At 55.4% G+C, this 24,176-nt stretch carries 4 protein-coding genes; 3 read left to right on the top strand and 1 reads right to left on the bottom strand.

Annotation, left to right across the window (positions count from 1 at the left end):
- Positions 1 to 85 precede the first annotated feature (85 nt).
- Positions 86 to 829 (bottom strand): hypothetical protein, encoded by a 744-nt coding sequence (locus tag JUJ53_RS19795; protein ID WP_204153757.1) that lies wholly within the window; start codon positions 827 to 829, stop codon positions 86 to 88.
- Between the two features lie 1,361 nt (positions 830 to 2,190).
- Here JUJ53_RS19795 and JUJ53_RS19790 point away from each other — a divergent pair.
- The 3 genes from JUJ53_RS19790 to JUJ53_RS19780 all read left to right on the top strand — a co-directional run.
- Positions 2,191 to 14,112 (top strand): hypothetical protein, encoded by an 11,922-nt coding sequence (locus tag JUJ53_RS19790; protein ID WP_204153756.1) that lies wholly within the window; start codon positions 2,191 to 2,193, stop codon positions 14,110 to 14,112.
- A 70-nt stretch (positions 14,113 to 14,182) separates the two neighbouring features.
- Positions 14,183 to 22,756: a LamG domain-containing protein gene (locus JUJ53_RS19785; RefSeq protein WP_204153755.1), complete on the top strand. Its 8,574-nt coding sequence runs from the start codon at positions 14,183 to 14,185 to the stop codon at positions 22,754 to 22,756.
- Between the two features lie 789 nt (positions 22,757 to 23,545).
- Positions 23,546 to 24,176 (top strand): PPC domain-containing protein (locus JUJ53_RS19780; RefSeq protein WP_204153754.1); only part of this gene is annotated, 631 nt, incomplete at its 3' end.

Genomic DNA, 24,176 nt, shown 5'->3' with positions numbered 1-24,176 from the left:
GATATGCTGGCTCACTCTGTACGATTGTTACTGCACTACCTGAAGTTCGGTGATGTCCCAGTTCCTCCAAGGTTCATCTCTTAATTCAGCAACGCCCCAAAACGAATGGAATCACCATAGTTAAATTAATTGCATACAACATACCTAAGATAACTAAGATCAGAGAATTGGGTCGAGAGAAAAAGCTCTTTTGACGAACTACCAGCCATTCCAAACCAACACATATCCCAAGCAATAAGGGAACGATAGCTGTCATAGAGGCAACGGGAAGTAAGAAGTCGGCAGGGGATTGAGGGTCAATGCTGAGTACGATCTGATGCGTGATAGCGCGAGCAAGAAAAATAATGCTAATGGCTAATAGGCCTATGCTGAGGAATTTCACAACCGTCAGCCAGCGAGCTTCCGGTTGCGATAAGGGTTGATGGTCTTGGGTTTGTGCAGCGATCGCACCTAGGATGTCATAAATAGGATCAAAGCGATCGTTTTGGACTCCAGCCCATTTAGCAACCCGATGGCTTTGGTGTTGAGCATTCTTGATGGTGATGGTGGGTCTAGCTTCATCGGGAATCCCTAAACGTTCTTCTGGCTGAATCGTTAGAAAATTATGCTCTAGTAAGAGTTGTTTAAGACGTTGACATTCATCCTGGTTGATAAAAAAGCGATACTTCGTCTGCTGCCCCCTATGCTTGACTAAAGTAACCGATACTTGGCCGCTACCCTTCACGGTGAGCTGGATACCACCGTGCAAAGGATGAACCTCGTCTAGGGTGACAACAACGTTATACCAGTTATAATCAGCCCCCAGAAAATCACTTGTTTCGTTCACCATAGATTTTCATCAATACGCTTCAAAGGTACGTTTTCATTAGATCTAGGTCTGCACATACAGGTCTGCACATATAAGTATAAATGTACGTGCATAAACCTCATTCAAGGCTAACCACGGTGCTACATGAAGTGGCAGGGCGATCGCACAAGCTAAGACAGGTTGCCCCATCTTTTGGCTTGCTGGTCTTGCCTGATCTGCTCAATCCTAAGTGAAATCTACAACAGACATGGCTGAATCGCGATCGGATTCACACCAAGGAGCCATGAGTGAGACGATTAAACGACCTTGATGGTGAATGAGTTGTGAGGGTGGGCATCTTGCTCCCTTACGGTTGCATAGGCCCATTCAGCAACGCCCTACAACAAAGGCTAAGAGCGATCGCTGATGGAGATGATAATTCAAATCTGGCAGATCTAGATTTCCCAACAGCCTGCAACCGCCACCATCATAAACCCCATCTTGACTCCTCTCACGCCACAAGCAACTCTGTCACATTGAGACAGCTAGTCTTAAAAGTATCTTGAAGGGACTGGATAGACATAATCCCACCTCTAGCTCCCTTCATTCAAATCCTGTAGATCCCCTATCAAGAAGAAAGACAACGAAAGAACTCCCAATGTAAAGAAAATCACGACACAATCTAAATTCTTCTTGCAAAAAAAAAGAAAGCTGCCTATCATTTACCCGTGTCAACTTTATATGGACATCAATTATAGCTATGACGAAGGCTTGCATGGAGTGACTCTGCGCAAGTTTGAACCAAATTAAGGTTGATGGATGACGCTGATCATGAGGTCGAAATCCTTCCGTTTTCCTCTGTGATGGAAGATTATAGAGTTCTGTCTTCCTGGCAAGTAGCCATAGTCTTCATCTATCAGGCTTAGTTTGCCCATCCATGGGCTGGTTTCCCTAGGTTTCTTGTTCATCTCAAGGTCATTGGATAACCCGCAAAGCGTAACTCTAGCGCTTAGGCATCGTTAATCTGCAATTATTTATCTTTTGATGTCTTGTTTTTAAACAGGAACTTTTGTCCTGCCTGTAAACCTATACTGCTGGTTAAAGCTACGTCTTAGCCGCTCTGATCTCAGCTTATTTTGTTCCCTACATCCTCCGCAGAGGAAATGGTGCTCTTGTCTGGGCATGGGATCTCAGGGTTGTGTGGCGTAAGCCATACGCAGATCAATCTAAGTAGCATAGATAACCTGTTTGAGTCTTGACAGGAAATAGAAGCACTATGGGCATAGCCTAGCTTAGCTACATAAAAAGGCGATCGCTTCCCATCTCTAGACTACTGAGATATCAACGAACGCTGTATCAAGTTTAACTCTTGCTGTTTGTAATGTATTGAGGAATCAAGGTCTATGGTTACTATCCCCGTTTATGAAGATCTGTCGCTCAGTTTAGTGGGTAATGCCTCAGGTGGCGACGTACAGATAACGGGGATACGCTTGGCTGCTCTATCATTGTCCCTATCGCAACCGCTGACGTTTTCCAATAAATTTCTCAGCAATTCAGGGGGCGATCGCTATACATTTCGCCCAGCAGATGAGGTATTGAACAAGGTGCTGGAATGTCCGGCGCGCACGTTCCAGCTCAGTGGCATCGGGGTGGCGATCGCCTGGACAAGTTTGCGGCTGCGCATCATTCTGGAACGCAATACCGACCAGTCAAGCATTACGTTGGAGATCCATGATCTACGGCTGAGTACATCGTTGATTCCTGGCTTTAGTCTCAGCGGTCATCTGAAGCTGTCGGTCAGTCTCAACCAAATGTTGTCCTTGGCAGACTCTGTGTTTAATCGCTTAGAGTCGGCGACCAGTGAAGCCTTGCCGCTAGAACTCTTGGGGCTGCGGTTAACGGAGGACTATTTCGCCATCCGTTGGAAGGAAACCCGCATCAACTATTGGCTGCGGGGACTAGTGCCGAATGTTTTTGACCAAAGCGCTCAGATTGAAAGCACCGCAACCCTACGGGTGTTGTTTGGCCGTCCAATTCCGGAGATCCGTCTGGATTGGGATGCCTCGGGGGTCTCGAAAACCTTTAGTTTGCCGGGGATGAAGCTGGTCACACCGGATCAGGTGATGTTTACCTTGCTGCTGCAGTCGTCAGAGAAGTCAGAGCAACTCAATCATCTGGCTATGATTCTCAGGTTACCTGAGAAAGCAAAAATCACGGCCTACAGCAACTTTTCCTGGGAACGGGAGGGCGATCGCGAACTCCAACCGCCAAGCGACGAGAATCGGGAAGCAGAGGATTCAGATGCGCCGTTCTTACAGCTAGATGCTATTCCTGGGCAACCGGTCAGCCTGGTGCTGCTGGACGTCCGACTGGATCAAGGCGGCCTACCCAAGTTTTTTCAGCAGATTAAAGATCCCATCAACCCGCTGAACTTTGAGAGCAGTGAGTCCCTTGCAGAGAAAACGGTTGAAAGGTTTGAAGATTTTGTAGCTCTCCAACGCGACGTTTGGGGAGCCAATAATCCCCCTGCCGAACCCATAACGCCCGACGATCTAGAGGATGTAACGCCAGAAGCGGCGCTGGCACCAGGGCTGACTGTGACTCTCAATCCGTTCACCCTACCGTTTCTCAATCGCCCAGAAGATATTCGTCAGGATAGTAGTGGGAATCATCAGGTTCCAAAACAGCGGATTCGCATCAACAATAATGGCCGCCCCTTCCGTGCCCATGCCGATTTTGCCACCCATGAGCTGTCAATGCCCTTGGAGCTTGGGGTTTTGATTGGGGATCTAGAGTTCAACACGAGCATTAACTTAAAGCTCAACTGGTCAACCTTTGCCTTTCGGGTAGAGCACAGCGGCGGTATTCGGCTGCTGTCGGATGAGGAATTTTTGCCAGAAAAACAGTTTCTCGGACTGACCTGGAGGTTTCAGGGCGGAAAACTGCCCGATGATGACCGTTTCCATCACCTCACGCTGGTCACGGAAAACTACGACTACAAAATCATCCAGGGCGACGGCGCTGTGATTGAGGTGGACTACACCCGCGCTAGCGATGATCCCATAACCTTTGCCCTTAGCGACCTAGCGATTTCGGCTAAGGGCTTGAGCATCACCGCTGAGGTCACCGATCGCCCTGCTCGCTTGAATGGGGTGGATACCCGTTTCCGGTTCCACGGCAGCCGCTTATCCATTGTCGATAATCGCGTTCAGGACTTTACCTTAGCTGGCTCTGGCCCCCTGCCGCCCGCCTTGGTCGGTGAAGCAATGGTGGATATTTCGCTGCAATTTGCCCAGCGTAATGGCAATCTCACCTTAGTAGAGGGCGGCGCTCGCATTGGAGGCGATAAGCTGCTGAACTGCCAGGGTACGCGCTTTCAGTTCTCGGTTGATTCCATTGGTCTAAAATTTGTCAACGACGATAAGTTTCATCTTTACTTTACGATCAGCGGCAGTGCTCAATATCGGCTAGCACCGGGCGACAGCACTGATGGGCCGCTAGCTCTACTCAGCGCCGTTAAGATTGAACTGGTGGACTGTCCCTTGACAGGTGATGCTAGCGTCGTTGCCCGCCACGTGAATTTCCTGATTGACCTGCCGAAGCCCGTATCGTTTAGCCTCTTGGGCTGCTTCGAGATGGAGATTCGCGGCTTTGGATTTGTACCCCAGTTCGATAAGTTTGATGGCGCGCCGGCCATGCGCATTGCTGGGCAGGTGAAGTTTGCTCAGGGTAAGGGGGATGCAATCAGCGCCCGCATTGATGTTCATGATCTATATATTGGTCTGCCGCGCCCAGGTACGTTTATCCCTCGCCTATACCTACGTGAGCTCACGGTGGAAATCACGGCGGGTAAAGCATTTAAGCTCTACGGCGTGGTGGAATTTATTGATGAAGCAGATGCCACTGGCTTTGCTGGCGAGGGACGGCTGGAAATTAAGGGTTTGCCGGTGATTGCGGCCAGCTTTGCCTTTCTGCGAGTGCGGCGCAATGAGAATGCTCCCTGGGTACGAGCTTGGTTTATCTTCCTGCAAATTGAGCAGGTCACCTTCCGCATTCCCTACGTAGAGCTCTACATTCGGGAGGTGGGGCTAGGCTTTGGCTATCGCTACACCATTGCCAGCATTCGCGCCGCCGATCAGTCGGGCAGTCTGCGCGAACTCCTGCAAGAACTGCGGAAGCTTTCCCGTACCCAGGGCGATTTAACCCGACGCGATCGCTGGGCCGTAGACTTAGAAGAAGAAGGCGAGGCGCTGCGCTGGACGATTGTGCTGCGAGCGCTGATCTCCCAAACTTCAGCATCACCCAATTCCCTCAAATGGATTGAGGCAGCGGAGCGGGTACTGCCCTGTCTCTATGTGATGGACGCGATCATTGCCTTCCGCAGTGATTTGACCTTCTTTATGGCGGTGCGCTGTTGGTTTAATACCAACTACTGGGGGTTTGTCAACGATGTAGACGGGCTGCGGGAGCGACCGCTGCTGAGCGGCTTTGTGCTGCTGTCGGTGCGGCAAAAGCGGTTTATTGCCCAAATTTCCTCCAATCCCGACGGCAGTCTCGGACATCTGATTCCCATTCCGCCCATGGTGGAACGGATTGTGAACAACGGCCAGTTTTCTGCCACGCTGCTGATTGAGCCGGGGCTATTCCATGCTGAGCTGGGCTGGCCCAATATGCTGCGCTGGTCTACGAAGGTGGGGCCGCTGGAGGTGGATATTCGCGGTGGGGCTATCTTCCGCACCACGGCAGATAACTTAGTCATAGGCGTCAGTTTTTACGCGCGGGGCGGCTTTAGGTTTGAAGCGGAGAAAAACCTACGGATCTTTGGGGCCCGAGTATCTGCAGATGTTCATGCTGCCTTTGGGGCTCGATATATTGGTCTAATTGACTTTAACGATCCTGCAGCCGGGTCAGCCTTCTATGCCGCTATTGGTCTAGAAGTACGCATTCGGGTTGCCATTGAGTTCTGGATCAAGTTTATCTTTGTGACCAAGCGCTTCCGGCTTAGCTTCTCGCTAGAATTTACCGCTGCGGCGGAACTGGGGTTAGCGGGGGTGAACCCGGACGGTGCTGGTTTCCGGGCCCACGGCACCCTATCGGTGCGGTTGATGGGACGGGGCATTCAGCTCAGCGTGCGCATTGGTTTCCGGGAGCACAATATCTTAGCTGCCCGTAGCCGTACAGAACCGTTCTTGTCGGTCGGCTTGGAAGCAACGGATGTGGAAGCGGTACCAGGTGTGGAAGCAGCGGAACCAGCTCGGGTGGTCGCGTCACCCCCGACAGCCCAGACGGAGGTGAGTCGTGAAACCCGTTCATCGGCAAGTCCAGATAGCCGTTCTGATACGCTATTGGCAGGCGGCGGAGCCTCATCTCTACCCACAGATCTGGATACTCAGCCCCAGGCATTCGTGTCCCAACCAGAAGCCAACGAGCTAGGTGCAGAGGCGGATCCAGAGGCAGAGGCAGAGGCGATCGCCTCTGCAGCATCCGAAGCCCTGCAAGCGTTTCGCGCGTCCCGTAGCTTTTCACTTCCCAACTACGATGTGTTCTGGATTGAGGCTCCAGACGGGGCTGGGGTGTCGGATGGATCGGATGGATCTGCTGGTTCTACAGATATGTCTACAGAATCAGATCCTCCCCAGTACGGTTACTTTGTCCTGATTCCTCGGGCAGAGCCACCCGTTGGTAGCCAGGATTTGGAAGAGCGGGGTTTCTTGCCAGCGCCGCCCTTGGGCAGCGTCGAGGCTGACTTCGCCATGGAGTTGCCAGATGTACCCATGCCCAGATTAGAACAGTATGTTCCCGATGCCATGGAGTGGCGATCGCGCTCGGCGGGAGAGTCCTTTGATTGGCGAGTCAACTGGAATGCGGTGGTGATTTCAGGAACCCGCTTTGATCCAGCCACGGAGGAACCCAGTTTAGATGATGCGGGAGCAACGGTGCAGGGTATCCAAACCCTGCGGGATTATCTAGCCTTTGCCTTCATTGTCAATGATGATGATCTAGACAAAGCCGTGCCGTTGGGCGATCCCGATCCCTTGAGCGATCGCGCCCATGATCAACGCGTCACCGATGAGCGCGTGCATCATCCCACCGAAGATTCCTATGAGTCAGCGGTGCGGGGTGCCCTAGAGCAGTTCCGCGCGTCGCCGTTCTTCAAGCGCGATCCCAATTCAGACTATGACCAGGCCTTAGAAGCGGCCTTCCAGCCCAACACCACGGTCTACAACGATAGTGGCGAGACCGACGCGATCGCTGACCTCAACCAACAGGCCCATCAACTGCGGGGTTTGGTGGTGCAAGATATGGTCAGTGATCTACGAGACTATGCGGCTGGCACCGCCACGGATACCAGCGCCATGATTGGCTTCCAGATGGGGCTGGTGTTTCGCTACCAGGGTGAGCCGCCCCAGTGGTTGACGGATGCGGCCCCGGTTACCCATGCGGCTGATCCAACGGAGAATGGCTGGCCGAAGATTTACCAGCGCCTTGGGCCAAACCAGGGTGAGCCGGATCGCGATCAGGCGCGGCAGGTGCGCACCTTTAACGTGGCCAGCACCAACTTTGAAAGCAATCCGCCCCAGTTCCAGCGGGTGGAGCAGTTCACCGATGCCAATACCATTGCCTTGGCTTGGGATCTCGTTTGGCCCGATCGCCCGGATCAGGCCTGTACCGATTGCCAAGCCGAGCCAGAGCAGCATTTGGTGCATTACCATGTGCAGCGCCGTTCCCTGGATGGCAGCGATCGCGAGGCCGTCTACACCGTGAAGGGAGCGGAGGTACTGCACTATGACGGCAGCAGCGGCATCCTCAATCACCTACAGCCGCGTTTCCAGGTGGTGGATCACTTCAATGCCGAGACCTTGGAGGATCAGGCTAACTTACCCATCACCGGTCGCAGTTATATCTATACAATCACGCCGGTGGACATGGCCGGTCATCGTGGCCGGCCCCTCACCCTAGTGGCCACCCGCTATCCCAACGAGCCGCCCCAAGTGCCGGTGAATGCTCAACTGCAGGTGCGCTATACCCTGGAACGTGCCGAGCAAACCGTGGTGGTCACAACGCCGGGGCAGTCCGATCAGCCTTTGCTAGATGCGATCGCCCCCCAAAGCCCCGTTGCGCCCAACCTCCTGCGGCCGGTATTGCCAGACGCATCCCGTGATTCGGATGCCGATGATTCAGACGCCCTCGGGATTGTGATCACCTGGCAAGATCCATCGCCCCTGCGGGATGCGCCCTTGGTGCCCATTGCTATCTATCGGCTGATTTTCCGACGGGAAACCCTCTTGCCCATCGGCAGCTATGGGCTAGACAACTCCATTCAGGGGCCACGCACCAAAACCTTGCCCACCAGCAATGCCCGACCGCTGCCCACAGATATTCGTCTTAATCTTACGCCTCGGGGGCCACAAAACCGTCGCCAGGCAACAATATCGCTCGCAGACCTGCAGGCAAAGGGCATCTTCCCGACTGGGGATGCACCCCAGTGGGAGCCCCTGTCTTGGCGGGTTTATCTGCAAACGGAGTCGGCCAATGGCGTGCCGTCGGCGCTGGCTCCGGTGGAGCTGTTGCTGCGGGTGGAAACCTCTGATGGGGCTGAAGAACGCCAGCCATCGGAACTGGAATGGATTCCTAAACCCCTGCGCTTGCCGGTCTTGCCGCCGGAGGATATGCGGGCAACCACCGGCACCGCCCATATACCCATGCCGCCCACCCTACCGTTGACGCCGTCCATAGATCTATCTGCAGCCATTGGCTTTACCCAACATCCCGCCCATCTGCGCCTGGTGCGCTTCCGCTGGAACCAGGGGCCGAGTAGCCAGCGCGACTACCCCTTGGACTTGAATGCAGGCTACGACCTGCTGCAACTGGATGTCGATGCCAATACCGACGTGGTGTTGCGGGGCGACGATGCCGAGCAGTTTGCCCAGGCACTGAAACCCGTGCAGGATGTGCAGATGCTGCCCGCTGATGACTTACTGCTCACCCCGGAAGATACCCTCAACCCCAGCGCTTGGGAGGCCTGGTATCCCAGCATGGTGCTGCGCCGCCGCACGGCAGAAGCCAGAGCCCAACAGCGATCGGAGATCGAGCAGGGCCCTTGGTATTCCTGGCGAGAGTCGCGGCTGCTCTGGCCCGAGTGGGAAGGATTGACGAATCCTGAACGCACCCAAGCCGAGGCGCTGCACCCACTGCTCACAGAAATTCTCAAACAGTTGCAAACGAGCCATACCCTGGATGTACAAACCAGTCCACCCATGCAGCCGGTGGATCTACCAGGGTTCCTAGAGTCCACGGCCCCCAAAGCGGATCCCTACGGCTGGGGTATTTTGCAGCGCTTGGGCCTAACCGTGGGGCTATCCCTGCGATCGCTCTCCACCAACAATCTGTTAGCCGGAGACAATCTGGTCGCGGCCCTGCGATCGGTGCTGGAACCCCTGCAGGCAAATCCAGCCTGGGAATCCTATTTCCCCCATCTTTATCTAGAACTGCTGGTGCAGCCGTCCCGCAGTATTCAGCCTGAGGACACAGCGACCCTAGAACTGGATGGACTACTGGCGATCGCTCAACTGAGTTTACGACCCAGGATCCAGCAAGTTCAGCGCTATGGTTGGCTCACCCTGCGCGGTCAAGCTGGCACGACCGTACCTCTGCGACTCACCCTGACAGCACCCTGTAGCGTGATCGATCAAGCCGATGGCGATCGTGGTCAGATTGAGCTAAAACCTCCTGATGATGATCCCGATAATCCTAATGCTTCCGATGCTTCCGTACTATTGTCTCTAGTTTTACCTCTCACAGGTGAAACCACGCTGCTGATCCGCAGTGAAATCTTACCCGATATTCAGTTTGATGAAACTCAGTTTGCCATCAATCAGCTTGATGAACCTAAACCTCAGCCCCGTCCGACATTAGGCCCCTTAACCCCTTTCCTGCCTACGGATGAACGCTCTACCTACTTCACGGTGGCTGTAGAAGAACTAGCGGCAGAGTTTGTTGATGGCAATTCCCCAGAAGGTAAGGAATGGAGACGGCTGCGGGATTATCTGGAATTCCTCAATCCCGATGCGCAGCCGGGCCCGGATCGGATTCTTGTGCCCGTGGACGATTCCCAAGCGATCGCCGCCATCTTACCTGATGTTCTCGTCTGGATGCAGCGCTTCTTTGATGCCAGCGGCGCAGTGACCACGGATGCCGAAGCTTTGAACAGCATTGCTACGGGCCCTTGGCTGGCCACCGCCTATCCCCAAACCGGTACCCCCGCCTACGCTAGCCCCGATAGCAGCGGTCGGCTACGCTACGATCATCTAATTGAAAGCCGCTGGGCCCATAGCTACCGTTACTATATTCGTCCCTATAGCCGCTATGAACTGCTGTGGCAGGGGTTGCTGCAGTCGCCGGTGCTGTTCCCTGATGTGCGGCCAGACGTTGAGGCCGTGATGGCAGAACTTGTACCGGATCCGCAGATAGGCGGTTTAGACGTCGTGTTGGATCGCACCCAGCCGGTAGATGCGCCCCTAATTCTCAGCTCCGCACGCTTGGATGCGCCCAGCACCCCCGGCGCTCCGGCCCAGCCCGGTTCTATCTGGGAAGTACTCCTAGCCCAGCATCCCGAGCAGTTATTGAGTGAACGCAATCAAACCCTAGCCCGCCAACTTGATTTCCGGGGGGTGGCGGTCACGCTGATGCGTCGATTTGCCTATGATGACTGGCCAAATAAGCTAGTTAACGCTAGTCTTAACCATCCTAAATTAATTGTGCAGAACGTTGAGGCGGTGTATCCCGAGCTGCCTGGAGCCTATCCTAGTCAACCGGATCATCTAGATCTAACATCACCGTTGGATGCGGAAGCTGCCCGCAGTCTTGATCTACCTCAACGCATCGGCAATTTCCAGCAGGGAGCGATGGCGCTGCAGTGGGAAGCGCTACCTTATTTCTACGAGCATCGGCTGATGGCGATCGCTCAAACCTCCACCCAGGTATCGGAGATTAACAACACCATCCAGCAGGATTTTGAATACCAATCTCCCATCCCGGAGGCGTTGGTCAAAGCCATTACCGTTGCCTGGCAGCCCGAGGGCAGCGATGAAGCTATTCAAGTGCGATCGCGACAGATCACCATTCCCCTACGACGGTTTTGGGACTGTATGCCCTCTGAGGCTCAAGAGCGCTGGGCCAGTGAAGCACCCTTATCCAAGACCACGCCCGGAGAGGAAAATCTATCCGAATTAGTGCGGAAACCTGCCTCCTTACCAGATTTTGACGTGGTTTACCAGATCATTGAACGGTTTAGCGGCAATATTGAGGTGCAGGCAGACTATGTCTTTGATGACGGGGATGCCCCTCACTATATCCACCGCCAGCTTGGTCGGCGGTTCCTAGCTAACGTACAGCACCTGCAGCCTCCCAGCCTTAGCCGTCCCCATGGTGACTATCTGCTAGAAACCACGCTGCAGCAGGTGAGCGAAACAGACTTACTCAGGGATAGCTTCACCGAACTGCGATCGCCCACGGTGCATAAGATCACCTACGCAGACCATCATCTAACCGTGGTGGGTACGTTAACCCAGGAGGATTTCCATAACCTGCTGCTGGCTATGATTAGGGATAACCTAAGTGCTGCAGATTTACGCGATCGCAATCAGGACTTAACGCTGGCTCAAATTATAGATACCTGGTTTTCAACCCATCCGGTTGATGCCCATAGTCTGGCTGGCTTACCTACTAGCCTACTCGCTAAAGTCCATTATCCAGATTTACCCTATCGTCCAGAGTTAGCATCTGGATTAGACTTGCCCGTTGAACTCCAAGGGCAGCTATTCCTCCGATCTGATCTACCAGGGCGATCGCCCGAGAATCAACGCCTGCAGGTAATTTGGCGCGGTGCCTTGTCTACAGTGCAGCGGCAGCAGCTTTTGGCCTACTATGAACGCCTGAATGGTTTCCATCAGCACCTTCGCTCGATCATCCAGAAGGTTGAACAGTTCACGGCCTCAGCATCGTACTCCGTGCCAGTCCGTCCACATCCGGATAGTAACTTACCCGGTTCGCTGGTCATAAGGGTGACCTATCCACCGGCTGATCGTCCTGGCTGGGTGCTGCAGTGGAGTAACAATATATCACCGCAGGAGGAAACGGCCTTGAGTGAGTTACAAGGTGATGCACCGTTCCAAACTGCCATAACCCGCTTGATTGATCGTATTAATCAGATCCACAGCCGTTCGTTTGTGACCTCGACGGATGTGTCATCAGCCTTGGATCCAGAACCTGCTGCGCCTAGTGACCTGCCGTTGACCATTGCCGTCGCTCAAACAGGACAAGACTTCGTGCGCTATCGATTAACCTGGACAGGGCCGATTAGGTCAGATCAAGCACAACGTCTGCGAACCGAGTTACCAGATCTCCTAGATGCTGTCAATGAGTTGATCGCTCAGATCCAAGATGCGATGGAGGGGGTGACGGAGGATCGTGAAACCCAGTCTCTCCTGTTCCGAGAGGCGATCGCTGATGATGAGTTTGTTTGGCCCAGGGTCGGTAAGGCTCAACTGATGAGCCTCGGGGAAAATAACTTATCTGCATTGACGATTGGATCCAATCGGATCACCTGGCAAGGCTTGGTGAATCCATCGCCAGAGAATTTAGTCATCCGTCTGCGGCGGCTTTTGCGGCAAGCCGATCCATTCCTAGCGGCCTTCACACAACTGATGGACGATATCAGTGCAGCAGTGTTCACCGAAGACCTAGGCAAGCAGCGCTTCCGGGTTCGAGAGCTGCTCACGGCGGTGGAGCGCGATCGCTTGGTGGAGCGCATGGGCAACCAGGCTGGATTAACGAGCCTATTCCGCGACTGGGACGATCGACAGTCTCTGGATGAACTGTATCAAGCTGGATTCAGTCAGGTGCCTATATCTGCCAAGCCTGAGGGCGTCAATCGCCTAGCCGGCCCCATAGATTTCCCTGAGGTCGAAAACCTGGTGTTAGTCCGTACCGATCGCTTGACGGAAACCGAGGCGATCGCTCTCTTAAACTTACCCGGTGATCCAGACTTTAAGGCAGCGCTGCGTCAGTTGATTCGCCCCCAGCAGTTCGACGGCTTGCCGGAGCTACGCATCGACTCAGATCAAGGTACCCTAACCTGGGTAGGGGCTCGACCCACCGCTGCCCAGCAAGAACGTTTGCGAGAACTGGAGGGCGATGCGGCTTTCCAGCAGGCCCTAGGACGGTTGGTGAATGCGATCGCGGCGACAGCCGATGCCCGTCTAGACCTCTCTGTCCCCATGGAGCCAGAACCGGACTATGCAACGGCGATCGCTCCCCAAGGGTTAGACCAAGTTCCCCAAACGATCGCAGCCCAGGTGAGCATTGCCGTCAATAACCAGCGCGTCCAGACCGACCTGATCTGGACGGGGCCCCTCACCGACGCAGCCGTCACCACCCTGCAAGACTGGGCCCAGATCTCCGCCATGATGACAGCGGTGCAGGCTCTGATCTCAGAGCGCGATCGTCAGCGGATTGTTGTATCTCTCCCCAGCGATCGCCTGCCCGCATCCCTACGCAACGTTCTGCACATACACCCCGGTGAACTGGTCTGGACGGGAGGTCTACCCAGTGATGATCAGCGAGCTGCCCTCAGCCAACTGCAAGCCGAGAGCGACCATAACCCTCCCCTGCAAACCGCCCTAGACCGATTGCTGTCTACCCCAGATGCACAGTTTCCGGTGGTGGCGATCGCAGCGCCTGAGCTCCAGCCTCGTCCTCGTCTGGATCAGCGTCCAGATATCCTGCGCGCCGATGATTTAGTCCGTCGATTCATGCCCAATAATCCTCCTAATAACCTAAGTGAGACCCAAGTTGCAACGCTGCTGGCCCAGCTGGCCCATCAACTGGTGATTCAGCACAATAGCCTCATCTGGTTAGGACGGGTGCATCATCTCGACCAGCTCCAGGCCTTGCAGAATCTCCCCGGCGATCCGGCCTTTCGAGAGGCGATCGCCCAACTCCATGCCCAGCTCAGCACTAAGGTCTCTACGATCGCCTTGGAGACCCGTTTGCCCCAACGCCCCCAGCAGGACGAGCTACCTGCAGGTCTGCGGGATAAACTGCTGCTAGGACGGGCCCAACTGCGCTACCACGGGCTGATGACGCTAGACGAAGGTCGGCAGATACAACGGCACGTCACCACTCCGCCCGACCAAGCCTCTATCCAACGCCTCTACGACCAATCCATGGACACCGGTCTCCGGGGCAACGAATTGCTGATCCGCGCCCGTCGAGGGAGCGCTCGTCCTAGCGAGATGTATCCCCTCAAGCCCCGATCGCTCTAACACTAGCCATTGCTCCAACTGCTGATTGCGCAGATTTCTCAGTCCACCTAGACCCTCACCCCTCCTAGCCATGCCCTCTATCCCCGCCACTGCCATGAATTCCGTGCAGGTCAACGGCCCTTTTTGGTCGGCAGACCTGCAGGTGTTGGAGCTTGCCGATCCTCAAAGCAACTGGGCCGTGCGCTCGTTGTTTCTAGACCTGATGCCGCGATCGCGCTTGGGGCAAGACCAGATGCTGCTACCCGGCACCCTGATTCTCTTGGGCTGGGCCCGGCAGGTGACCCTCCAACCTCGGGACGGCATCTCCTATACCTGGTCGCAGCAGGTCACCCTACCCGCCAGCCTATCGCCCGATCTGCTGCGGCACCACATCGGTCAGGGAGATCTATCGCTGCTGCTGGTGCAGGCCGATGCCGATGCTTGGCCGGCGCAGTTTCCTCGGGGTGCCAATGATGATTTCTTTCCGCCCCTCACCTGTCTCAATGGCAGCATTGCCCTGGATCGCGGTGCGGACGAGACGCCCAATCCGCAAACCATCGCCCTCTATGAGGCCCTGGGGTTGGCACTGCCCACGGCGGCGGATCATCAACAGCGGCGCGATCGCCTGGCTGCCGGTGAAACCCAAACGCGGTTGCTCAGTAACCTCTCGGTTCACAGCAGCGGTCTGTCTATCTATGGTGCTATTCAGCTACCGTGGCAACCGACGGCGATCGCCCTCCCCCTACAGGTAGCCCAGCAACGGCCCGACCGGCAGCGTTTTCGTCTCAGCCTAGAGAGCGATCGCCTCACCCAGCCAGAGCGCCAGGCCCTGCAAACCGCTTGGAGCAGCCTTAGTCAAGCGCTGAATCCCCTCAACCCCCTCAATCCTCCCCTAGAGACCCCGCCCGCCGTCCCCAACTGGGTCACCCTAGAAATCACCAATCCCCAAGCCGTACCCAGCCTTATTTGGGACGTGGCGGCCTGGGGAGATCCGCCGAGGCTACACCTGCCGGCCGATGAAATGATTCTGCTGCTGAGCGATCAGCCCCCCAGCAGCCAAACCCATCCCCCCACCTCCCTGGCCCAGGTGGTACCCCAGACTGTGGCGGTGCGGCTTACGGATACGGACACCTTAGAACTGAGCATTGAGGCAGCGGCAGAGCCCGATCGCCCAGATGCGGATGAGTCTACCCTGACCTACAGCGCTATGTGGGAGACCGAGCCTCAAGTCTGGCAGGAAACTATCCGCCTAGCCAAATTGACCACCGCCTTCGATCCGGTGGATGTGCCTCGGTTTTTGCGATCGCGTCTGGGACAACCGCGGCCCACATGGCAGGGAGAAGGCAGCCAAACTATTGATCCACCCATTCTCTGGGGCTTCATGCCCTTGGAAGATGGCTGGGCCCAACTGCCCATTCTCAACCTCACCGAGCAGATTTATCTCGACAGTCGAGTCGTCCGACCTCAGGAGAACCAGGACACTCCCCCATCCGCCCTGCTGCAAGGTGCCGTCTCCTTGGGCAACCATCAACCGCTGCTGCGGGCCAACCATCGCCATGAACAGCCCTGGAACCTGACCCTGACCCATAGCCAATCGGTGAGCGGTCGCTGGCGGCTGACGCGATCGGGTGACCAGGACTGGACGCTAGAGCAGGTGACCCTCACCCTCCATCAACCCCAACTCACCCTCAACGGCCTATTTTGGCTAAGCACCGGCCAACCACGGGTGCAGGATGCCCTGCCAGACTGGGATGATTGGGTGGATGGGGTGCGTTCCCATGCCTTGAAGACCGTGAATCCGGCCAGCGATCGCTTCCCATCGGCCCTGGTGTTATCCATCGAGCAGCTCACCCTGGCCTGCCGCCGGACGCCAGACCTGCCCACCTCCGCCCAGCTTCAGGAGTGGCAGTTTACCTACGAAGTTGATGAGCGCGATCGCTCTTGGCTTCAGGAGAACGGATCGACGACGCGAACCAGTCTGTTCCAGCGGTTCATCGATCTGCAGGTGCTGCCCGAAACCACCTTCCAGGCCACCCTACCCCTGCTGTGGCGACGCCATGCCACCCTGCCCATGGTGCAGGCCCTACCCCTCACCCAGAGTCAATCGCCGCCCAACTATCCCAGCGCCAGCCGCCAACTGATTCCCTACGAACTCCCCGTAGTCGCCCATCGTCCCCAGCAATGGACCTTTGGCGTTACCCATGCCCAAGGAGCTGCGGCCTGGCCCCAGGTGCAAGGCGCGGTGTCCCTTGCTCAGGAATGGCGATCGCTATCAGACCTGCCCTGGGTGTCGCTGTCCCTACCGGGTTTGGTGCTGCAACCCCAGGATCCCAGCACCTTGGTACCCACCTATCACCATGATTTGCCCTACACCGATCAAATCCAGGCCCTAGCCCAACTACCGGTCATCCCTGAGGATCCAGAGGCCACCTCGCCCCTCCCCGATAGCGAACCACCGGCCTTACCCAAGCCCCTGACCCGAGACAGCTTCGCCGACCATTGGCAAACCCTCAGCACCCTAGCGAGTCTAGCCCAAGGGGATGGCACGATCGCCTTCACAGCGGATCAGGATAATGTCTCGGTGCATGGCTTAGTCGAGCCTTTTGATTGGCCCGTCGATCTCAGCCTTGATGTGGCAACCTATCCCGGTCGGATTGAGCTTCACAATGGTCTGAACCTAGCGTTAACCGGCGAGGCAGCGCTTGAAGGCATCTCTGGGAGCTTCCAACTCCAAGATGGGGAGTTACGGGGCGTGACCGATGAAGAGATAGGCGAGGATCTTGACGAGAATGCCAATCTCTACCAGATTACAGCCGGTAGCCTAGCGGCCCATGCAGAACAGGGCGGGTTCCGGGATCAGCGGGGCTGGACGCGCTGGGCTACGGTACAACGCGATCGCTTACTGCGATCGCCCCTCACCCTGCAGCAGGCCGGCCAAACAGTGACCTATGCCCTCACCTCCAGCCTCGATCCCCTATCGCTGACCGTTGGATCCCATACCTGGCAGTTTTGGTTTCGCGATGTGCCCTTGTTGGCCGATAGCCAGCGCTTTGATCGGGATAGGACGCGATCGCCCATTGCCCAGGAACTACAGTCGGATATTAATGATCCCGAGGCGCGATCGCAGCTCTACAATGCCCTGAATGGCTACGAATGGCGTTTGGGTAACTCAACATCTCTTGCTTATCTAGATCTCATGGGTCTGCATTTTTATCCTCTCACCCTAGAGGTAGTGCAGGTAGACCAGGATAAGGTTACAGGCGTGGAGATCATCGGTCGATTGCAACTGCCCTTGAGCGTTCCCACAGGGGAGATAGAGGATGTCAGTAATGCTGTGCGTCTGTCGTTTACTCGCTCTGAGGATGGTCTGTTCTTATCTGATCTGTCCTTGGAAGCACCGATACGTGATGGAGCGGCAGACACCCCCCCGGAAGCACCGGTATCTGATGGAGCGGCAGACGAACCCCTAGAATCACCGGTATCTGATGGAACGGTAGACAGCCCCCTAGCGATGGCCCACTGGCCGCTAGCCCTAACCAATGGAGAATTGAGCAATGCTCCGATGCTGACTTGGTCATCGATTCGGCTGGGTGAGCGGGATGGGGCACCGGTGATTCAACTAGGCGATGCGGATACGGGCGAAGCAGGTCAGGTGTGGCTGCAGTTTGTGCTCTTTGAGCAGCTTTGGTCGGTTCCTCTCGGCGTCGTTCAGTTGCCCACCGCTCCCCTCACCTTCACCTTTCCCATGCCCGCCGAAGTGACTCACCTAGCGCCGGAATGGGTGCGGGTAGAGTTGAATTTGGACAACTACGAGCATCAGGTAGTGGTGCAAGTTGAGGTACAGGTTGGTCGGCAGCAGGTCACGGTGCCCCAGACCGCATTTCTGGCCAAGGTGCAGTTTGATTTGTTGCACGATACCCAATTCTGGGCAGCCTCAGACTTTTTCTTTGGCGACCTTGAAGGATCGGCGGAAAGCCAAATCGTCGTGGTTCGACCAGGCACCCTGCAGTTTCAGTGGCAGGGCTATCGGGTGCCCGACTCTGCCGAGGCCAATTTGGTGCAGCTCCTGCCGGGGATGCATCTGCAAAGTTCTGACCAAGCCCCCGGCTATACGGCCCTCACCTTTACCGCTCAACCCCAGACACCTTCCTCAGACTCTCGGATGCAGGTGTCAACCCTGCGGCTAGAGACGGCCTTCATGGAGCTGGTGCTGTTCTGCCAGTGGGGCGACTTTTTGCAGCAGACCGGGGTAACCCAGGGATCGCGATCGCTCCTCTACGCGTCCTCAGCCGGGGATATCACCGTAGGCTACACGGCCCGATGGGAACCGGATCCGGATCCGGAAACGTGGGAAGGAACGTGGGTAGAATCGCTGTTGCTGAATGGATTGTTAGAAATCAGAAATCTGCTGTCTTGGCCTCTGGCTATGGATTTATCCGCTGGCGATGATCCGCAAACCGTACTGACCTTACCTGCAACGATTCAAGACGGGATTCCCCAGCCCCTTGATCACCTGCGCCACACAGCCCAGATCTTATTCAATCAGCATAGTTTACCTACCGATATGCTGCGCCCTGGTCAAGATGAACTGTTGTTTGAACTGGTCGAAGATCGTCCCTGGCAATTCCTAGCCGTGGTGGAGCATCAGATTATCAATGTCTTGCCCCAGTCTGCCGATTTAAGCAGCCATCGTTTGGAAGGCGATCGCCGCTGGACGGTCACCCAAATGGTACAAATGGGAACTCCGGCTCAACTGCGAGATGCGCTCCTAGCCCAAAGCGATCGCCATACCCTGGATGCCGGGACAGGCATACGTTCCCTGGGCCAGGCCTTAGGCGGCACCCTGGGCAGCGACCTGCGCGATCATCTGGCTGGCGACCAAGCTGCCCTTGATCGCCTGGCTCCCCATACGCTGCTGGTGGATCTGAGCAGTCCCCACTGGATTCGCCAAACGCCCCTGCGCACCGGCAACGGCACTGTCCTACAGTTTCTCCCCAACGGCGCACAGCTTGCCATCCCTAGCAATCCCCAAGACTATAGCGGTTCCGATCCCCACGATCCCCTCTGGCTACTGCTCACCCTGCCCTTCCTGGGTCGCCTCCAGGCCCAGCAGCGGGATTTTGCCCCAGTGGCGCAGTCCACGCTGCACATTGACCCCATTGTGCTGCTGTCCCAGGATCCTAGCCACCCCCTAGCCCGTCTTCTGGCTAGCCGAGGCGATCAGGAACCCATCGACGTGGCGATCGCCAGCCTCGATACCGCCGTGGGCCGCACCTGGCCGCGCCTCGATCCCCTCTCCCTAGAAGAAAGCTGGTTTCGCCTGCAGCATCCCCAGCGGGAACCGATCGTAGACGATCTGCAAAGTGTTATGGCCACCCGCCCCGAAGCTGCAGCTCGCCTCAGCCGCGCTACGGCCCTGCAGCAGGCCGTGAATGTTCTGCGTCAGACCTATCCGCCCCAGGTTAGCCCCGAACCACCCCCTAACGTACCTCCTAGTCTGCTGGTGATTCCCCAACTGGATACGTCTGGCTTACAGGTTCTATACGATTTTATCCCCAGCAGCAATTCCAGCATCGTGCAGGATAAGTCCGGACTCAGCCCTGCCCTAGATTTGACCATTCAAGACAGCGATCGCGTCACCTGGCTACAGGGCGGTGGTCTCCAACTCCAGGCCCATACCCTAATTCGCTCCGCTACTGTTCCCCAACGGCTGATCGATGCCTGCCGGGAAACAGACGAAATAACCATTGAAGTCTGGATTATCCTAGCACCTGATCAGCTTGTGCAGGCAGGACAAGGGCCGAAGCGAATCGTTACCTTATCGGTCAATCAAGGTGTTCGCTATTTTAGCCTTGGACAAGGCTTGACCACTGGACTGCCCGGCGCAGCCTATAATGTGCGCCTGCGCACGACAGGAACAGATAATAATGCTGTTCCGGGTCTCACTAGCCCGGATAAAACAGCGATCGCTGGTCTTTCTCAGATTGTTTACACCCGCGATCGCCAAGGACAAGCTCGACTGTATATCAATGGCGTGGAACAGGCCAGCGTTAACCTGCCGGGTGAACTCTTTCCCCAGCGGGCACCTGGTGATTCGGAGTTTCGCCTGGCCCTAGGGGATGAACTGAATGGAGGGCGAGCTTGGTTAGGTAGCTATCGTCGCCTGGCTCTATACAATCGCGCCCTTTCCAGACAAAACGTGCAGCATCGGTACCAGGTTGGGGTTGAGCGTCTGCGTGAATCCTCACAACAGCCCACCGCTTGGCACATCACGGGTTTACAGCTTCGCAGCAGCAAGCTATGGAGTCAAACCGATGCCAGCCATCGCTACGCTGCAGCCACCCAACTCCCAGCCCTGCTCAATCTGCAAGGACAAGCCAATCCCCTGCCGGTCAGCCTAGCGGTGAGTCCTTATCTTGGGTTAGAGTTTCGTCCTGCCCGTGGGGAGTATCATCCCCACCTGATGTCCACCGAACTGTTATGCCTCAGCCTTGATGCCCAGCAGCTTCGCCCCGTCGCCAACCACCTTTGGGACGTCTTACCCAATGAGGCAGAAACATTACCGACGCGCATCTTAACCTGGGCTCAGCAAACCCACCTGCGCCTATCTCCTAACTCAGCGATCGCCATCCTGCGCTATCGGGTGATCAACCGTCCCGACCAGGAAAATTTGGAGGCAGCGATCGCCCCTCTCACGGCCACCTACCGCTTCCAAGTCGTAACTGACCTAAGCTTACCTGAGCAGTTGACCCGGCGTGTGTTTCAGCTTCGCTCCGCCGTAAAGTATCTGCGATTTCGTCAAGGTCAATTTGGCGGTGTCGCCATGCCTGTCGAGGAGGTGAAACCCGTTGACCTAGCGCCACCCCAAGTTGTAGGCGTACAGCCCATTTATCTTACTGAACGTCCTGACTCCAGTGAACCTGGCACCTGGCCCTGGGGACTGAGTGCCCTACGGTTGAGCGTCCACTATACCCAAGACCAGGCAGGCATGGTGGGCAACCTGCAACCCCAAGCAACCCGCTGGTGGCAAGCACCCCACTACCAAACCCAGTTCCGTTCTGCCGTAGGTAGCGATCGCCCCGCCGCCGGACTGCCGCCCTATTTCCGTGCCCAAGCCATCCAGAGCCTATTGCCAAATGCCTCCCAAGCGATCGTACCGCCAATAGAGATCGTACCGCCAATAGAAAATAAAGATGCAAAGGATCAACCATGGCAGCCGGTACTGCCCGGATCCCTGCGCTATATCTTGACAGGCGATCGCGCTGGACTATTTTTAACCCTGCGCCACCATATTATTCGTCAAGAACCTCAGACAGATAGCGTTCTGCGTTCAGGGAGCATTCCCGTCCAGCATCGGATTCCCCGCCCCGTGCCGCTACCCGACAACCGCCATCCCGACACCGCATTGCAAACCTGGGCCCATTACTTCCAAATTAATCAGGGCGCAACGATTCGGACAACCCCTTCTGACAACGTCTTCTTTGCTGCATCTATCAACAAAGATAAGTTATTAATCCAGCCAGCCCAAGGACTGGAGATGATTCTAGAGTCTCCTTGGCAGGGACAGATTGGCGTGGAATGGGATGGCATGGTGCGCTTTAGCATCCACAATCTGGGTGACGTCGCGGCCGGCATCACAAACTGGACAATTAATATCCAACTGAACATTGGCGATCGCACCCTGAGATACACAGCCCTAGATATATCCTCCGGCACCTATGCGCCTGAATCCCCCACAGATGATCAAACCCCCAGCCTCCAAGACCTCCTCCGCGATCGAAAATCGGGCGATCGCTTGGTGCTAGAAGCACGCGTAACGCCCCCGGATACCCGTGGCACCGATGCTAGCGGAATGACTGGCTTCCATCAAGTGCTAAGCTTCCCGCTGCGCATCACCGATCCCGATCGCATTCCTCTGCCCCTAGAACCCTATTTTATCCAGTTCGAAGATCCCGAATATAACCGCCAACTAGCATCCTCTGCAGGTCATGCCACCCAGGAACTACTCATTTCTGCAGCCGGACAATCTGAGTCAATGAGTCACTCCGTTCAGCTATCCTGCGATCGCACCGAATATAATCCTGACAGTTCCCTAGCCATCCGCTATGACTGGGATGATGACGGGGACGGCAAGGCCACACTATCTATTAACTGGATTCGCAATGGCGTGCCTACGCCGCTTCAGCTAAAAACCATGTCTCTGACTGACCTAGCCGCTAAGGAGTTAATACAATTTTCCCTAGCTGAGTTAGTGTATCAAGAAGAGAGCGATCGCCCTGCTACCCTGCTGCCAGGCAATACGCTAGAATTTCAGCTCATCGTTCAAGATAAGGGAGCGATCGCCCTATTAGCTCCAAAACCCGTCGTCCTGACTGTGGAGATTGTCGCCCAGCCCGTCATACCCGCACCAGAAGCGGCCTATGCCCTCCTGCGCCAGCGTCATCCCAGCCAAGTGGAGTGCGTGCGCTTTGCCTGGGGGGCCATACCCAGCCGCATTGAACTCATCCGAGCGGATGACCTGCGTACCGAAATTGTCCGTCGCCGCGCTGTGTTTCAGTGGATAGATGCTACCCGTCCTGCTATTCCCGGTGCTGCATCCACCCAATATGCTGTTCAGAAAATCACCCAAACCGGTTCTACCCATCTGCCCTCTATGGGTTCCTGATATCAAGCACCACTGGGTAATGATGATGGCTAACGCGTTATCTACACATAAGATGTTCTAGGGTGTTATATAAAATCCGGTTCTTCAAACAGCCAAACATCGCCAGGGTTTCTTGATGTCCTCACATCAAATCTGGTTGAGTGACCATGTTACGCCATAGCCTCCCCTCACCGAGGATATGCCGCTACCCCATGAAGAAAGGACGGACACGCGGTGTTTGCTGTCTAATGCAATTGGAATTATCGGCAGGCAGGTCACCCACCTCTCGCTTCAGTTGCCCGGTATCTGCATATACTGAGAGCAGTGGATCACCTATGCAGTTGCCAACATGAGTCCTGAGCAATAGACTCCTGCTACAAAAGGCGCAGCACCGTCTAGAAGCAACTCAACGGCTCATGTAGAAAGGATTGATTCTGGCGTTTTTCTTGCTTACTATGCAATGTTTTACGTGTCAGAAGCGCTGCTGGACTAGGTGGGCTTACATTCTCCGGCCATACAGCAGCGATTAGCGTATTTCGTCAATAGTTCACTAAAACAGGACAGCTTCCTACGGAGTTTCATCACTACCTGATTTAGCAATACTGATGACTACAAGTTGCATACCGCAGCTTAGCCTAGAAGCATGTAGCAATGATATGATCAGGCTGCATGAAAACACTGAGTTTAGCCTATAATCATAGATCGCAATGCCCAGATTTTGAGGCTTTTCACTGAAGAAAAACCAAGTGTTCTGGTCAGGAATGCTGCTGATTGACTGTTCGATTCAATACTTAACTAGGAAAGGCCTCTATGGTAAGCAAGATCTCTGCAACGAGGGCAAACGATAATACTCCTAACACGGCCAGAAATATTGGTCTATTGACGAGTAGTAGATCTTTTAACGATTCGGTTAGTTCTCGAGATCGTGTTGATTTTTACAGGTTCAGAGTATCTGCTCGCAGCAGTTTCTCTCTAGCATTAACGGGTTTGCGGGCCAATGCAGATGTGAAGTTGCTCAATGGTGCGCGACAAGTTATCGCAACATCTGAGCTTCCTGGTACAGAAGCAGAAAGCATCAGACGCAATTTGCTGGCTGGCACGTACTATATCCAAGTCCTCCAACGTAGAGGCAACACCAGCTACAGATTGCGGGTTGACGCTGAGTTAACTCCAGTTGCACCTTCTAGGGATCCAGGTTCGACATTTGACACTGCTTTTTCAGTTAATCTCGGAACTGGCCCCAAAGCTTATCGGCAATTTGTTGGTACAAATGACCCAGTAGATACCTATAGTTTTTCCCTGAATAACACCCAAACCTTTGGTGCCACTATCAGTGGGTTAACTGGTCGTGTGCGGCTCTCGCTGTACTACGATGCAAACAACAACGGCAGTGCTGACTTCTCCGAACGCATTACGTCCTCAGATGGCAGTTCTAGCCTCG

The sequence above is a fragment of the Leptolyngbya sp. CCY15150 genome, from assembly GCF_016888135.1.
Classification (GTDB): Bacteria; Cyanobacteriota; Cyanobacteriia; order RECH01; family RECH01; genus RECH01.
Note: the sequence above shows the minus strand (reverse complement) of the source record. Positions and strands in the feature narration are given on the sequence as shown.

Bases quoted from the DNA above. Each gene is read 5' to 3' on its own strand.
- JUJ53_RS19795 (WP_204153757.1), bottom strand. From the start codon at position 829: ATGGTGAACGAAACAAGTGATTTTCTGGGGGCTGATTATAACTGGTAT.
- JUJ53_RS19790 (WP_204153756.1), top strand. From the start codon at position 2,191: ATGGTTACTATCCCCGTTTATGAAGATCTGTCGCTCAGTTTAGTGGGT.
- JUJ53_RS19785 (WP_204153755.1), top strand. From the start codon at position 14,183: ATGCCCTCTATCCCCGCCACTGCCATGAATTCCGTGCAGGTCAACGGC.